This is a genomic window from Pedobacter sp. Leaf170 (genome assembly GCF_920984665.1).
GTDB lineage: Bacteria > Bacteroidota > Bacteroidia > Sphingobacteriales > Sphingobacteriaceae > Pedobacter.
Genome location: NZ_CAKLBP010000008.1, coordinates 130796 through 145570 on the forward strand (window position 1 = coordinate 130796; position 14775 = coordinate 145570).

A 14775-nucleotide genomic window follows, 5' to 3' on the forward strand; every position below is an offset into this window, starting at 1 on the left:
TTGCAGCAATGGGAACACAAGTAGATTTAGGGATAAAAGGTTACAAGAATTACGGTATACATTTGCGGGAAAAATATAATGGGCAACGCGTATTTAAAGTAATTGTTGATGGTGGCTTTACTTGCCCAAATAGAGATGGAAGCAAAGGTTACGGTGGTTGTACCTATTGTAATGTAGATTCCTTTACACCCGAACCTTCCCGTAAAAATCCAAGTATAAAAGATCAGCTTGCTGTTGGTATGGATAGAGCTAAAAAAAACTATCGGGCCGATAAGTTTATTGTTTATTTCCAGCCAAATACAAATACCTATGCGCCAGTACATTATTTAAAGATGATGTACGATGAAGCCCTTTCTATAAATACCGAAGATATTGTGGGTTTTGCTGTTGGCACACGCCCCGATTGTATTGACGCCGAAAAGGTAGCTTTATTAGAAAGTTACACCGATAGGTTTGATGTAGATTTAGAAATGGGCATGGAATCTATTTATGATGAAACCTTAAACCAAATAAATAGAGGCTGTAGTCACGGCGAATTTGTAGAAGCGGTAAAATTGTTAGAAAACAGCAAACTTGATTTATGTGTGCATACCATTTTTGGTTTCCCATGGGAAACCCGGGAAATGATGAAAGGCTATATTTATGAAATAAACCGTTTTCCGCAGATAAAATTTGTGAAGTTTCACCATTTACATGTTGTAGAAGGCTCAATAATGGGTGCTAAATATAAAAAGCAACCTTTTAAACTGTTTACACTCGAGGAATACACAGATTTGCTTTGCGAACTGATTCCATTATTAAGGCCTGACATCGTAATTCAAAGACTTTTTGGAATTTCTGACTGGGATTTGCTGATTGCGCCCAATTGGGGCTTAAATAAATCAGCAATTCAAACCTATATGGATAAAGAGATTGAAAAAAGAGGCGTTATTCAAGGTTCTCAATATTTTGAGAATATTTAGAATTTTATCTTAAAAATTAATAAAACCTGCAAAATTTGCGGGTTTTTTTGTTTTAAAGATGTTTTTGATGATAATTTCTCACATAAATCTGTTAAAATTCTATAATTTATAAAAATAACTCGTTTTTATTTTTCGTAAAATACCTTAATAAAATTTACTCTTTTTTAGATATATATCATTTTTAACAACATTATTTAATTGTTTTTATAAAAATTTGCAGTTTTTGTTAAAAATATTTGATTTAATAGTGTAAAAATTACAATATGTCGTACTTTTAGGGAAACAATTATGAAAATAATATAATATTTATTAAACCAAACAAAATAAACTTAAAACTATGGGTAAAATTTTAGTAAAACAGTATGCGCCATTCGTTATTCTAATGGTTTTCGCAGTTTTGTCGCTATTTGTTCCTCTACTTCCTAATTTTGATGAAGGAAAATATAGCGGACCAGATATCGCTTTCATTTTAATTGCTGCTGCTTTAGTATTTTTAATGACACCAGGCCTTGCATTCTTTTACGGAGGTATGGTTCATCGTAAAAATGTTTTATCAACCATGATTAAAAGTGTGGTTGCAGCAGGTGTTATTACAGTATTATGGATAGTTGTAGGTTTTAGTTTAGCTTTTGGAGATACTATCGGTGGCTTTATAGGTGACCCATCAACCTTCTTCTTCTTTAAAGGCGTAAATTCTGGCGCTCCACATCTTCAGGGTGGTGCCGATTTAACTATTCCGCTTTCTTTATTTGCAGTTTTTCAATTAATGTTTGCCATTATTACACCAGGCTTAGTTGTTGGCGCCGTTGCAGAACGTATCCGTTTTACATCGTATATTTTATTCATCGTTTTATTCGCAATTTTTGTTTATTCGCCATTAGCGCACTGGACCTGGCATCCACAAGGTTTCTTGTTAAAAATGGGTGTATTGGATTTTGCAGGCGGAACAGTAGTACACATTTCTGCTGGTATGGCTGCATTAGCCGGAGCATTAGTTTTAAAACGTAGAAAATCTCACTTAGAGCATAAAGAAGTTCCGCCGGCAAATATTCCTTATGTATTAATTGGTACAGGTTTATTATGGTTTGGTTGGTTCGGTTTTAATGCAGGCTCTGCACTAGGTGCAGGTAGTTTAGCCGTTTCAGCTTTCTTAACTACAAATACAGCTGCAGGTGCAGCAGGATTATCCTGGATGTTTTTCGATGTGGCAAGAGGTAAAAAACCTTCAGTTTTAGGTTTCTGTATCGGTGCTGTTGTAGGCTTGGTTGCCATTACACCTGGAGCAGGTTTTGTTAGTATTCCATCAAGCATTTTTATTGGTGTAATTGCTGCAGTAATTTCTAACCTTGTTGTTTCATGGAAACAAAAAACCAGTTTAGATGATACATTAGACGTTTTCCCTTGCCATGGTGTTGGTGGTATTGTTGGTATGTTATTAACTGGTATTTTTGCAACTAAAACAGTTAATGCAGCCGGAGCCGATGGTTTATTATATGGTAATCCAGCATTCTTTATTACGCAGCTAAAAGGCGCCGTAATTGTAATCGCATTCAGTTTCGTTGTATCATTTGTAATCTTCAAATTAGTTAACCTTATCAATCCAATCAGAGTGTCAGATGAGGAAGAGGAAATGGGTCTTGATGCATCTCAACATGATGAGAAATATACACAAGGTACATTATTGGTTGATGAAAGAGCAGCATACATTTCAAATCATGCGCCTGCTCAGGAAGCCCTTTAAAAAGCATTAAATATTATCTAAACACATTCATAGCTCAAACATGAAAAAATTATTATCAGCCATATTTGGTATGGCATGCACTACGTGTGCCCTGGCTCAAGAAACTCCCACGTCGCCACTAGAATTTTCAGGATCGGTAGATACCTACTATAAATACGATTTTGCGAAAAGACCAAACATTCCAACATCTTTTGTTTCTGATCACAATTCAGTTTCTTTAGGGATGCTAGATTTAGTGTTGAAGAAAAAAACTGGCAAAGCATCTTTCGTTGGTGAGATTTCTTTTGGTCCCAGAGGTCAATCTCAATCTATTCCAGATGCAGCCGCTAATGGTTCGTCATTCCATATCCAAAATTTATACGTTAACTACGATTTTTCGGATAAGTTTGCCATGACTGCAGGTTACATGGGTACATTTATAGGTTATGAAGTTATTTCTCCGGTAGGAAATTTTAACTACTCAACTTCTTACCTTTTTACTAATGGTCCATTCCAAAATGCTGGTATTAAAGCAACCTATAAATTTTCTGATAAAGTTAGTTTAATGGCCGGATTGTTTAACGATTGGAATTTATATAGTGCCACAAGAGGTGTATCTAGTGTTGGTGGCCAATTAATGATTTCGCCGGTTGAGGGTTGGACCGCTTATATTAATGCTTTAACAGGTGCAGACCCATACGGTTATGGTACCATTGTAGATTTAACCACTTCATACCAAATTACAAAAGCTTTTAAATTAGGTTTAAATGCAGCAAATTATGATATGGCTGATGATGCAGGCGGTTATGCAGGTGTGGCTTTATACCCGCAGGTAGCAGTTGCTGATGCGGTAACCTTAGGTTTAAGAGGTGAATATTTTAAAAATAAAGATGTTGGCGCAACTCCTGGTACTGCTTATACAGGCTTAACTTTAACAGCAAATATAAAATCTGGCGGTTTAACCTTTATACCTGAGGTTAGGTTAGATCATAATGGCGATAAACCATTTTTAAACAAAACCGGTGGTGCTGCTCCAAATGCTGGTCAGTTTTCTTTAGCTGCGGTTTACGCTTTTTAAAAGAATAGTTTCTCTCCAAATAATGCCGCCGGTTAATTTAAGCCGGCGGCTTTTTATTATCTTTATTTATTATGAAATACAGCCTGATTCTACTTTTCTCAATCCTCCTATCAAGTGCGTTTGCACAACAAAAACAATTTACTGTAGATGAACGCGGAAAATATGTGCACTATGAAGTTGTTGAAACGAAAGTTGGTAAGGACAGTTTGGTAAGCAGAGCTGAGCGATTCATAAAATCGAATAAAAAATCTTTTACAAAATCTACCAAAACTGATAGTTCTGTAACTTCAAATGGTAAAATGATAATTGATAAAACCATTTTGGTGGCTTCGCATCCAAGCGGAGAAGTTAATTATGTTTTTAATTTTGAGGCTAGAGAAGGAAAATACCGTTATTGGATTACTGATTTGGAATACATTCCTTATAATAGAAATAGGTATGGAAACTATGTGGCCACTACAAATATTGCCACACCATTAGAGAAAGCACCTGGAAAACTATCTGCCGGAACATGGAAAGATATTTTAGAAAGTGTTTACTCAAAAGCGACCAGCCTGGGCGAAAATTTTAAAAAGACTTTGGCTACAGTTCAGGTCGAAAATCAACCCAAAAAGGCACAAAGTATTTCTACTAAAAAATGGTAAAATCTTAAATTTTGCCAAATAGTTCTTCAACTTTCTTATATCGGAAGCTGAATATCTCGTTAATTTTTTTTGAAACCATGATTTCATTGGCTATTGTTCCGATAAAGCCATAACCAATTGCGTAGTGTAAAATATCATGCATTAAAACGCCGCCATCAATGGCTTCGAAACGATGAAGATGGTGCCAAAATGCAAAAGGACCAAAACGCTGCTCGTCGATGAAGTATTCCTTATCTTTTACATGCGTTATTTCAGTCATCCAGTTTAGTTTTATACCTAATAATGGCGAAACCTTATAAGTGATAATCATACCCGGAAACATTTTTTCATCCTTCTTTATAGGTGAAGTAACATCAAATGTCATGCTTTCGGGCGTAATTTCAGCCAAATTTAAGGGCGATGAAAAGAAATCCCATGCGGTATCCATATCCACTGGGATTTTTTGAGTAAATTCTATGCGGTAAGTTTTCAATTTTAAATTTATAGCTAAACAGCAAAAAGTATATTTTGTTGTTGTTTCTGTAAATTTATGTTCTACTTATTTAGTGCACCATTTTATCTGCACATGTCGAGCTTGCAAATGCTTCTGGTTTCGCCTTAAAAATAAAACCCATACTTAATATGTAGCCCATTGCATCATTTAATGCTTTGTTCGACTTAAATGATGGATTGGTATTAATATCTGCATGCACTTCCAAAGCAACATCATAAATATCAAGCAAATCGCAAATGGAATAAGCCGTTTCTATCGACTTTTGAACTTCCATCAGCATGCGTTCTTTAATACTTACTTGCTGAGTAGATTTTTCCTGGTGGATGTACATGAAACCACCGTGATGTTCTCTCAATAAAACGATAACAGTTGCAAAATCGGTTGTTGTTCCTTTAACTTGAGAATCTGTACCAATACAAACTTTAAGTTTGTAGCCATTTTCTGTTTCTCTGATAATTGCTTGTTCTACTTCTTCGAGGATGCTCGTTTGGATTACTTCGCCACTAAATTTCTTCCAGGTCATAGTTGTGGTATTTTGAGTTTAATTCCAAAAGTTTATCTTTTGGAAGCAAATGGTAATCTGGTTTTTATAAAATTAAGAGATGAACGTTAAATATTCATTAATAAAAAGTTGTTTATTTGCTAACAAAATATTAGTTATCAACAAGTTAGTTATAATTTTTAAGCCGTTTTAAAATATTTGCAACAATTTTATTTTAATAAGCGTTTGTATTATATAATACATTTTAAAATCTTATTGCCATGAAAGCAGAACTTATTCAAGAATTGCAATTGTTACAACACAGTAGGGCTAATAAATTTACCGGTGATTTAGCTGAGAAAATTAGGTCATCAGTTGATGCTGTTAATGAGAAAGTTATAAGCTCAATGTCTAAAAGAGGGCAAATGCTCCTGTTGTTAGAAAAGAAACTCAGCGTTTCATTTATCAGAAGGTTAAAGAAAATTTTCTAAAACTCTTATCTGTAGTTAGCAAAATTGTAAATGCTTATCTTTGGCGTAATGGTAGAACATGCGCTAAAAAGATTAAACATTACCGCTTTAAATGAGATGCAAAAGGCAGCTCTCGAGGCTTCAAAATTGGCTAAAGATATTGTTTTGATTGCACCAACAGGTTCAGGCAAAACGCTTGCATTTTTGTTACCGTTAATTTCTAAGCTCAAGCCTACTGCGAAAGGTGTGCAGGCACTTATTTTGGTGCCATCAAGGGAACTGGCTTTGCAAATTGAACAGGTTTTTAAGCAGATGGGCACAGCTTTTAAGGTAAATTGCTGTTATGGAGGGCATTCTGTTCGAACAGAAAAAAATAATTTAAGTCATGCGCCTTCTGTTTTAATTGGAACACCCGGACGAATTGCCTATCACCTCGAATATCAAAATTTTGACGAGTTTATGATTGAAACTTTGGTTTTAGATGAATTCGATAAATCGCTGGAATTTGGCTTTGAGGCCGATATGTCTTACATCATTAAGTCTCTTTTATCTCTCAAAGAAAGAATTCTTACTTCAGCCACTAAAATGGATGAAATTCCCTCTTTCGTAAAGATAAATGCACCAGTTGAGATAGATTTTTCAGCGAATAAAGATGTTAAGCCTGATTTAAAATTAAAAAAAGTAACGGTGCCGGCTGCCGACAAGCTCGAATTCCTTTTTAAACTTTTAACTAAAATTGGTGATAAGAACACTTTGGTTTTCTGTAATCACCGTGAAACCGTAGATAGAATTAGTGATCTGCTTTTTGAGCAGGGTTTAGAACATGAGGTTTTTCATGGTGGGATGGAGCAAGATGAACGCGAAAAATCGTTACTTAAGTTTAGAAACGGTAGTTTAAGGATTTTGATAACAACTGATTTGGCCGCTCGTGGATTGGATATTCCAGAAGTTGAACATATAGTTCATTACCAATTGCCATACACAGAGGATGCCTACATCCATAGAAACGGGCGAACAGCAAGAATGAATGCAAAAGGTACGGCTTATGCCATGTTAACTGAAGAAGAGAATTATAAATATTTACCAGAAAACATTGATGAGGAAGATTTAACTGATTCATACAGATTGCCAAAATCAAGTGAATGGATTACGCTTTATCTATCTTACGGTAAAAAAGATAAAATAAATAAAATTGATATTGTTGGTTTATTTTTGCAAAAAGGCAAGTTGCAGAAAGATGATTTAGGCCTGATTGAGGTTAAGGATACATCAAGTTATATTGCCGTAAAACGAGATAAAGTAGAAAATCTTTTAAATATACTTAGCGGAGAAAAAATTAAAGGCAAAAAAATGAAGATAGCTGTGGCGAGTTAATTGGTTCATTGGTTCATTGGTACATTGGTTCATTGGTACATTGGTTCATTGGTTCATTGGTTCATTGGTTCATTGGTTCATTGGTTCATTGGTTCATTGGTTCATTGGAAAAAAAGACAAACAAGTTAGCGATTCAATCATTCAAAATTCATTCATTCAAAATTAAAACATGAGCAATAACGATATATTAAAAAAACTGAGAGTAGCACTTTCATTAAAAACTGAAGATATTATTACCATTTGCGATTTGGTAGGTTTTAAAGTAACCAAAGCTGAGTTAGGTGATATTTTCCGCAATGATGACCATGAAAATTTTAAGCCTTGTGGCGATCAGATTTTAAGAAACTTTTTAAATGGTTTGGTAATTTATAAAAGAGGTCCGAGAGAAGAAAAGAAATAGTTTTTAGCGATTCAATCCCAAATCATGAAAATAAAATTAGCGGTCTTTTTTCTTGTTCTCGCCATCAATTCCTCATTTGCTCAAACCGCAAAAGAAGATTTTTCTGATGATTGGGCTAACTTATCAAAATATAAAAAGGAAAATTCTGAAATTGGCTTGCCAAAAAAAGGAGAGAAGCGAGTTATTTTTTTAGGCAGCTCTATTTTTGAGTTTTGGAAACAGAAAGACCCTGAATATTTTATTAAAAATGCTTACGTAGATAGGGGAATTAGCGGACAATTATCGCCACAACTTTTGATTAGGTTTAGGCAAGACGTTATTGATTTAAAACCTAAAGCAGTAATTATTTTAGCTGGTAGTAATGATTTAGCAGGAAATAAAGGTCATGTTTCTAACAAGATAATTTTGGATAATATAAAAAGCATGACTGAACTGGCAAAGAAGCATCGCATTAAAGTTATTCTTTGCAAGTATTTGCCTATTTACGAATATCCTTGGAATAAAAGCTTAAAGAATGTTGCTGAACAAATTATCTCTTTGAATGAAGAAATTGTTGCTTACGCCGATAAAGAAAATTTAACAATTTTAGATTATTTTTCGCCTTTGGCGGATGAAAGAAACGGACAAAAGGCAGAATATACCACCGATGGCGTTCATCCAAGTTTAGCAGGTTATAAGGTTATGGAAGTAATAACTGACGAAGCCATTAGAAAAACTATAGGTAAGTAGCATAAAAAAACTCCCGATTTTCATCGGGAGTTTTTTATTAACCTAATTTTTTATAGCGAATGCGTTTCGGTGTAACATCACCCAAACGTTTTTTTCTGTTTTCTTCGTAATCAGAATAATTTCCTTCGAAAAAGTAAACTTCAGAATTACCTTCGAAAGCTAAAATGTGGGTACAAATTCTATCTAAAAACCATCTATCGTGACTAATTACTACAGCGCAACCACCAAAATTTTCTAAAGCTTCCTCCAAGGCACGTAATGTATTAACATCGATGTCATTGGTTGGCTCATCCAGTAAAAGTACGTTGGCGCCTTTTTTCAATGTAATCGCTAAGTGTACGCGGTTACGTTCTCCGCCAGAAAGTATACCAACTTTTTTCTGCTGGTCGCCGCCGTTAAAGTTAAATTTTGAAACATAAGCACGTCCGTTAACAGCTTTGTTGCCTAATTGGATGTTATCTAAACCATCGGTGATGTTTTCATAAACAGTTTTATCCGCATCCAAATCGTTGTGCATCTGGTCTACATAGCCTAATTCAACAGTTTCACCAACACGGAACGTTCCGTTATCGGCTTCTTCCTGGCCAGTAATTAAACGGAAAAGTGTGGTTTTACCAGCGCCATTCGGGCCAATAATACCTACAATTCCTGCTGGCGGAAGTGCAAAGTTTAAATTATCAAAAAGAACTTTATCTCCGTATGCCTTTGTAACATTTGTTGCCTCTATTACAACATTACCTAATCGTGGTCCGGCAGGTATGAAGAGCTCTAATTTTTCTTCTCTTTCCCTTCCATCTTCCGAAGCTAATTTATCGTAATTGGCAATACGTGCTTTAGATTTTGCGTGGCGGGCTTTTGGCGCCATACGTACCCATTCCAGCTCACGCTCCAAAGTTTTCTGGCGTTTGCTTTCCGTTTTTTCTTCCTGAGATAAACGTTTTGCTTTTTGCTCTAACCAGCTGCTGTAATTTCCTTTCCACGGAATACCTTCACCACGATCTAACTCTAAAATCCATCCAGCAACATTGTCAAGGAAATACCTATCGTGGGTAACTGCGATAACTGTGCCTTCATAATTTTGTAAGAACTGCTCTAACCAATCAATACTTTCAGCATCCAGGTGGTTGGTAGGCTCATCCAATAATAAAACATCCGGATGTTGTAAAAGCAAGCGGCACATTGCAACACGACGACGCTCACCACCTGATAATACGCCAATTTTGGTTTCAGGATCAGGACAACGTAAGGCATCCATTGCTCTTTCCAATTTGGAATCAATTTCCCAGGCACCTAAAGCATCAATTTTATCTTGAAGCTCTCCTTGTTTGGTCATCAATTTATCCATCGCATCAGGGTCAGAGTAGTTTTCCTCTAAACCAAATGCCTCATTAATTTCTTCGTATTCTTTTAAAATTGCGGTTACTTCAGCAACACCTTCTTCAACAATTTCACGTACAGTTTTTTCTGGGTCGAGGATTGGTTCCTGAGCTAAATAACCCACAGAATAACCCGGAGAGAAAACAACTTCTCCTTGATAAGCCTTATCTAAACCAGCAATAATTTTTAGTAAAGATGATTTACCAGAGCCATTTAAACCGATAACACCGATTTTGGCACCGTAAAAAAATGATAAATAGATATTTTTTAAAACTTGTTTTTGTGGTGGATAAATCTTATTTACTCCAGCCATTGAAAATATTATCTTCTCGTCAGACATGCTTGTTTTTTAAAGTATTTAAAATAAATTTTCTTTTGATGCCATCTTTATTAATTTGAAGTGCAGAATGGCTTCAACACCCGCAAAGATAGAAACAACGAGCCTATAAAAAAGTAGTTTCTAAATCTATTTAGCTAACAATCTGATTTAAATGATATCCATAAAAAAAGCATGTTTCAGCTTATAAAACATGCTTTTTAATAAGTTGTGTTATTCGAAATAGCTTACTTCAATAATTACAACGTTATCTTAAAGCATAACCAAATTAGTGGCAGTCGAAGCCCCAAATTATGCCAATTTTAAAAAGCTATAATAGTGTTAGGCTAGTTGGTTTAATATTCCTTTCGGATAATATACGCTAAATAACAAGTAGTGATTTAGCAATTTTATTAATACTTTGCATTGTAAATCAATTACTTGTTATGAGCCAATCCCTAAAATTTTACTCTTTTATTTTTTGCTTAAGCTTAATTTTATCTTCTATTCAAACATTCGCACAAAAATTATCTGCTTACGATTTAACCATCGATATGTTGGATAATCCGCTTAATATTGATAACGCAAAACCCGGCTTCAGTTGGAAAATCAATTCTAACAAAAAGAATACATATCAAACCCATTATGATATCCGTGTTTCAAATACCCCATCATTTAAAAAAATTATATGGCAGCAATCAGACGCAAACCAACAATCGGTATTTGTTCGTTATAATGGCGAAAAATTAGCATCCAAAACAAAATATTTTTGGCAGGTTCGTTTAAAAGATAATCATGGAAATACTTCGGTCTGGTCTGAAATAAAATATTTTCAAACCGGTTTAAAGCCCGAAGATTGGCAAGCAAAATGGATTACTGTTCAAGGAAAGGACACTTCTTCCATAAGTCCGTTTTTACGTAAGGAATTTGCACTTAAAAAGGATGTAAAATCTGCTACAGCTTACATTACAGCAAAAGGATTATATGAAGCGAATTTAAACGGTGCAAGAATTAGCAGTGATTATTTCACACCCGGCTGGACCAGTTATAAAAATCATATCCAGTATCAGGCTTATCCAATAACTACCCTTAAAAAAGGGCAAAACGTTATCGCAGTTTCATTAGGCGATGGTTGGTATAAAGGCAGAATTGGTTTTTCTAACCAAAGCAAATTTTATGGTGATACAAGAGCTTTGCTATTGCAAATTGATGTAGAATACACCGATGGAACCAAAGAAATTGTGATAAGTGATGATAGTTGGAAAAGTACAAACGGGCCAATTCTGGCATCCAATATATATGATGGCGAAACCTATGATGCCCGAAAAGAATTAAATGGCTGGGATAACCTTGGTTACAAAGAAAGTGACAATTGGAAACAGGTGCGCATTTTAGAGAATGGGCCAGAAAAATTAGTTGGCATGAGCGGACCGGCTGTGAATAAACATGAAGAATTTAAAGCCTTAAAAATTTTTAAAACACCACTTGGCGAAACTATTATAGATTTTGGTCAAAACATGGTGGGTTGGGTAAAGGTTACCGCTAATGGTAATTCAGGAACAAAAATTACTTTAAGCCATGCCGAAGTTTTAGATAAAAATGGTAATTTTTACACAACAAATCTGCGTTCTGCAAAGCAGCAAAACAACTACATTTTAAAAGGAAAGGGTACAGAAATATTTGAACCTCATTTTAGTTTTCAGGGATTTAGATATGTGAAATTGGATGGCTATCCGGGCGAATTAAAGTTGGAAAACTTTACCGCAATAGCAGTTTATTCAAGCATGTCACCAACAGGAAACTTTACAACATCAAACTCTTTGCTAAACCAACTGCAACACAATATACAGTGGGGACAAAAAGGAAATTTTGTAGATGTGCCTACCGATTGCCCGCAAAGGGATGAGCGTTTGGGCTGGACAGGCGATGCCCAGGCATTTGCAAATACTGCTGCTTATAATATGGATGTTTCTTCATTTTTTACGAAATGGCTGAAAGATGTTAGCGCAGATCAGCTTCCTAATGGCAGCGTTCCGTATGTTATCCCAAATGTACTTAACCAGAGTGATGCCGGCTCTGCAGGTTGGGCCGATGCTGCAACAATTATTCCATGGTCTATGTACCAATCTTATGGTGATAAAAATATATTAGAAACCCAATATCAAAGTATGCAAAAATGGGTAGACTACATGGCAAGTCAGGCTAAAGATAATTTGTGGAATACTGGTTCCCATTTTGGTGATTGGCTTTTTTATCGCCCTAATGATGATAATGACGGTAGGGCAGCGGTTACTGATAAATACATGATTGCGCAAACCTTTTATGCAAATTCTGTTCAACTTTTAATAAATACCTCAAAAGTTTTAGGTAAAACCGAAGAAGTAAAAAAATATACTGCGCTTTTAAATAATGTTAAGAAAGCCTATGTACAAGAATATATGACACCTAGCGGAAAGCTTGTTTCAAATACGCAAACCGCTTATGTTTTAGCTTTACAATTTGATATGCTTCCAGAAAATCTGCGCCAACAGGCTGCAAAACGTTTGGTTGATAATGTTAAAAGTTATGGTAACCACCTTACAACCGGGCTTTTAGGTACACCTTATTTATGTCATGTGCTCAGCAGATTTGGATACCAGGATGTTTCATATAATTTATTGTTGCAAGAAAGTTATCCCTCATGGCTTTATCCGGTAAAAATGGGCGCTACTACAATTTGGGAACGTTGGGATGGAATTAAGCAAGATGGTTCGTTCCAAACTGCGGATATGAACTCTTTTAACCACTATGCTTACGGTGCAATAGGCGATTGGATGTATAAAAACATTGCGGGTATTTGTTCAATTGAAGAAAATCCTGGCTATAAAGTTTTTGAAATTGCGCCAAAACCAGGAGGGAAGCTAACGAGTGCTACTGGTGAATTGGAAACCGTTTATGGTAAAATAAAATCATCATGGACAATCGCCAATGGTGTATTTAAGTTAAATGTTACGGTGCCAGTAAATGCTACTGCAATAGTAACTTTACCGGGAACGGATAAAAAAGAAAAAATTGGTTCAGGAAGTTATAGTTTCGAATCGAAATATAATTATTGAAAATTAGCTGTAAGATAATGCTGCAATTAAAATCCAGATAACAGAGAAAAAAGAACCAATATAAACCAACTGCATGTTCTGTTTAATGTTTTTCTTAATTAAACCTGCATAAATTAACCAGCCAAAAAAGGCAGCCAAATATAATGGAACAGCGAATAGTAACATAGTTTTTAGTTTTAATAAAGATAAGCATTTCAATATAAGATTATTGGACTTTACTGGTGAACTATATTTTTAGTAATGTTAGTAAAAACACTACTTTTGCGGAAATATCCTTTTTAATGAAAGCTAAAGCACCTTTTACTTTACCACCTGTTATGGCGGTAATTTTTTCCATATTAAGTGTACAAGGTGGTGCAGCAATTGCTAAAGGAATTTTCCCCGTTCTAGGCTCAGCTTCAACCTCTGCCTTAAGGATTGTTTTATCGGCAATTATCTTAGGCATATATAACCGTCCGAATTTAAGAAACCTGAATAAGGAGCAATGGAAAGCAGTTGCATTGTATGGATTAACCTTAGGTGCTATGAATTTGATATTTTACATTGCCATATCCAGAATACCGCTTGGTTTGGGTGTAACACTAGAATTTATTGGTCCGCTGGTTTTAGCAATAGCAGGTTCTAAACGCATTTTAGATTTTTTATGGGTGATTTTGGCCGCAGTCGGCATTTCGCTAATTGCACCATGGAGTGGCAATGGTATCGATCTGTTGGGCGTTTTTTTAGCATTATTGGCTGGCGGTTTTTGGGCATGCTATATTTTATTAGGCGGTAAAATATCTAAAATAATGGACGGCGGAAAAGCAGTAAGCATCGGGATGATTTTCGCATCGGCTGTGGTTTTGCCCGTAGCAATTTTCGATGGCCTCTTTCAGAAAATAACACCCGTATTTATGATGTCGGGTTTGGCATTAGCATTACTATCAAGTGCAATTCCATTTACTTTAGAAATGGGAGCGCTTAAAAAAATGCCGGCAAAAACTTTTAGTATTTTAATGAGCTTAGAACCTGCTGCGGCTGCACTTTCAGGTCTGGTATTTTTGCAAGAATACCTTACCTTTTATGAATGGCTAGCAGTTGCTTTAGTGGTTATTGCCAGTGCTGGTGCAACTTTAACTGGCAAAAAGCAAGAGCAGCACGCTACTGTAGAATGTTAATATTTAGATTGCTCTGCCTAATAAACACGATATAGCGAAAATCCTTTTTGCTTGCAGTAACTTTAAAATGTTGTGAGCACGATATGTCCCGCTAAAAGATTGTAGCATTAGCGGGACTAACATAAATAGCAGCAATAGCAATGCTTTTCTAAAAACAAAACAACTTTTTACAGGTTATTTTCGTATAATAGTTATATAACCTCAAACTTTATTTGGTTGCTGCTTTCGAGTTTGTTGGTTGTTTAGGTTTAATGATGTCATGCTGTTTTTATTTATCTGTCAAAATTTGTAAATTGCATTAGCTAAAAGCTACAATTTGTCAGTAAAATGAGTGCTAAAAATCCTTTACAATAAACCGACAAAATGATTTAATGATTGTGTAACATTCATTTTTTCTTTTCTAAGCCTGCAATAACAGTTTATAATCAGATTTATTTGTGCTGCTACAAGAGAAATCTGCTAAATAAACTGCCCGATTT

Annotated in this window: 14 protein-coding genes; 10 read left to right on the plus strand and 4 right to left on the minus strand. The window is 35.3% G+C overall.

Annotated elements, in window-relative coordinates; translation table 11 throughout:
* Positions 1 to 8 precede the first annotated feature (8 nt).
* The 4 genes from LUA90_RS17715 to LUA90_RS17730 all read left to right on the plus strand — a co-directional run bounded on the left by LUA90_RS17715 (position 9) and on the right by LUA90_RS17730 (position 4404).
* A complete protein-coding gene (locus tag LUA90_RS17715; RefSeq protein WP_231491919.1) occupies positions 9 to 962 on the plus strand; it encodes a TIGR01212 family radical SAM protein in 954 nt (317 codons plus the stop codon).
* A gap of 337 nt (positions 963 to 1299) precedes the next feature.
* The gene (locus LUA90_RS17720; protein ID WP_231463178.1) at positions 1300 to 2703 is read left to right on the plus strand and encodes an ammonium transporter; all 1404 of its coding nucleotides are present in this window, start codon (positions 1300 to 1302) and stop codon (positions 2701 to 2703) included.
* Between the two features lie 40 nt (positions 2704 to 2743).
* Positions 2744 to 3760, plus strand: coding sequence for a porin (locus LUA90_RS17725; protein WP_231491920.1), 1017 nt, complete (start codon positions 2744 to 2746; stop codon positions 3758 to 3760).
* 71 nt (positions 3761 to 3831) lie between these two features.
* Entirely contained in the window at positions 3832 to 4404 is a 573-nt protein-coding gene (locus tag LUA90_RS17730) for a DUF4468 domain-containing protein (RefSeq protein ID WP_231491921.1), read from the plus strand.
* A 4-nt stretch (positions 4405 to 4408) separates the two neighbouring features.
* On the opposite strand, the gene LUA90_RS17735 is transcribed toward LUA90_RS17730, so the two are convergent.
* Together LUA90_RS17735 and LUA90_RS17740 are read right to left on the minus strand one after the other, a co-directional pair.
* Positions 4409 to 4876, minus strand: a complete 468-nt coding sequence (locus tag LUA90_RS17735) for an SRPBCC family protein (protein ID WP_231491923.1) — start codon at positions 4874 to 4876, stop codon at positions 4409 to 4411.
* Positions 4877 to 4946: 70 nt separating this feature from the next.
* Positions 4947 to 5420, minus strand: a complete 474-nt coding sequence (locus LUA90_RS17740) for a ribonuclease H-like YkuK family protein (RefSeq protein WP_231463169.1) — start codon at positions 5418 to 5420, stop codon at positions 4947 to 4949.
* 239 nt (positions 5421 to 5659) lie between these two features.
* Between LUA90_RS17740 and LUA90_RS17745 the strand changes: the two genes are divergently transcribed.
* From LUA90_RS17745 to LUA90_RS17760, 4 genes are all read left to right on the plus strand, one after another.
* Positions 5660 to 5869, plus strand: a complete 210-nt coding sequence (locus LUA90_RS17745; RefSeq protein WP_231491925.1) for a hypothetical protein — start codon at positions 5660 to 5662, stop codon at positions 5867 to 5869.
* A gap of 30 nt (positions 5870 to 5899) precedes the next feature.
* Positions 5900 to 7222 (plus strand): DEAD/DEAH box helicase, encoded by a 1323-nt coding sequence (locus tag LUA90_RS17750; RefSeq protein ID WP_231491927.1) that lies wholly within the window; start codon positions 5900 to 5902, stop codon positions 7220 to 7222.
* Between the two features lie 169 nt (positions 7223 to 7391).
* The gene (locus tag LUA90_RS17755; RefSeq protein ID WP_123205800.1) at positions 7392 to 7622 is read left to right on the plus strand and encodes a DUF1456 family protein; all 231 of its coding nucleotides are present in this window, start codon (positions 7392 to 7394) and stop codon (positions 7620 to 7622) included.
* Positions 7623 to 7646: 24 nt separating this feature from the next.
* Entirely contained in the window at positions 7647 to 8351 is a 705-nt protein-coding gene (locus LUA90_RS17760; protein ID WP_231491929.1) for a GDSL-type esterase/lipase family protein, read from the plus strand.
* Between the two features lie 37 nt (positions 8352 to 8388).
* On the opposite strand, the gene ettA is transcribed toward LUA90_RS17760, so the two are convergent.
* Positions 8389 to 10068, minus strand: a complete 1680-nt coding sequence (ettA, locus tag LUA90_RS17765) for an energy-dependent translational throttle protein EttA (protein WP_231463161.1) — start codon at positions 10066 to 10068, stop codon at positions 8389 to 8391.
* A 422-nt stretch (positions 10069 to 10490) separates the two neighbouring features.
* Here ettA and LUA90_RS17770 point away from each other — a divergent pair, with 422 nt between their 5' ends.
* A complete protein-coding gene (locus LUA90_RS17770) occupies positions 10491 to 13139 on the plus strand; it encodes a glycoside hydrolase family 78 protein (protein WP_231491930.1) in 2649 nt (882 codons plus the stop codon).
* Positions 13140 to 13142: 3 nt separating this feature from the next.
* Here LUA90_RS17770 and LUA90_RS17775 read toward each other — a convergent pair whose 3' ends face one another.
* Complete coding sequence (locus tag LUA90_RS17775) at positions 13143 to 13304, minus strand: hypothetical protein (RefSeq protein ID WP_231491931.1); 162 nt, start codon at positions 13302 to 13304, stop codon at positions 13143 to 13145.
* Positions 13305 to 13420: 116 nt separating this feature from the next.
* Between LUA90_RS17775 and LUA90_RS17780 the strand changes: the two genes are divergently transcribed.
* On the plus strand, positions 13421 to 14296 hold the full coding sequence (locus LUA90_RS17780) for a DMT family transporter (RefSeq protein WP_231491932.1): 876 nt from the start codon (positions 13421 to 13423) through the stop codon (positions 14294 to 14296).
* Positions 14297 to 14775: the final 479 nt, after the last annotated feature.

Bases quoted from the DNA above. Each gene is read 5' to 3' on its own strand.
- LUA90_RS17750 (WP_231491927.1), top strand. From the start codon at position 5,900: ATGCTTATCTTTGGCGTAATGGTAGAACATGCGCTAAAAAGATTAAAC.
- LUA90_RS17720 (WP_231463178.1), top strand. From the start codon at position 1,300: ATGGGTAAAATTTTAGTAAAACAGTATGCGCCATTCGTTATTCTAATG.
- LUA90_RS17740 (WP_231463169.1), bottom strand. From the start codon at position 5,420: ATGACCTGGAAGAAATTTAGTGGCGAAGTAATCCAAACGAGCATCCTC.
- LUA90_RS17755 (WP_123205800.1), top strand. From the start codon at position 7,392: ATGAGCAATAACGATATATTAAAAAAACTGAGAGTAGCACTTTCATTA.
- LUA90_RS17760 (WP_231491929.1), top strand. From the start codon at position 7,647: ATGAAAATAAAATTAGCGGTCTTTTTTCTTGTTCTCGCCATCAATTCC.
- ettA (WP_231463161.1), bottom strand. From the start codon at position 10,068: ATGTCTGACGAGAAGATAATATTTTCAATGGCTGGAGTAAATAAGATT.
- LUA90_RS17725 (WP_231491920.1), top strand. From the start codon at position 2,744: ATGAAAAAATTATTATCAGCCATATTTGGTATGGCATGCACTACGTGT.
- LUA90_RS17745 (WP_231491925.1), top strand. From the start codon at position 5,660: ATGAAAGCAGAACTTATTCAAGAATTGCAATTGTTACAACACAGTAGG.
- LUA90_RS17715 (WP_231491919.1), top strand. From the start codon at position 9: ATGGGAACACAAGTAGATTTAGGGATAAAAGGTTACAAGAATTACGGT.
- LUA90_RS17730 (WP_231491921.1), top strand. From the start codon at position 3,832: ATGAAATACAGCCTGATTCTACTTTTCTCAATCCTCCTATCAAGTGCG.
- LUA90_RS17770 (WP_231491930.1), top strand. From the start codon at position 10,491: ATGAGCCAATCCCTAAAATTTTACTCTTTTATTTTTTGCTTAAGCTTA.
- LUA90_RS17780 (WP_231491932.1), top strand. From the start codon at position 13,421: ATGAAAGCTAAAGCACCTTTTACTTTACCACCTGTTATGGCGGTAATT.
- LUA90_RS17775 (WP_231491931.1), bottom strand. From the start codon at position 13,304: ATGTTACTATTCGCTGTTCCATTATATTTGGCTGCCTTTTTTGGCTGG.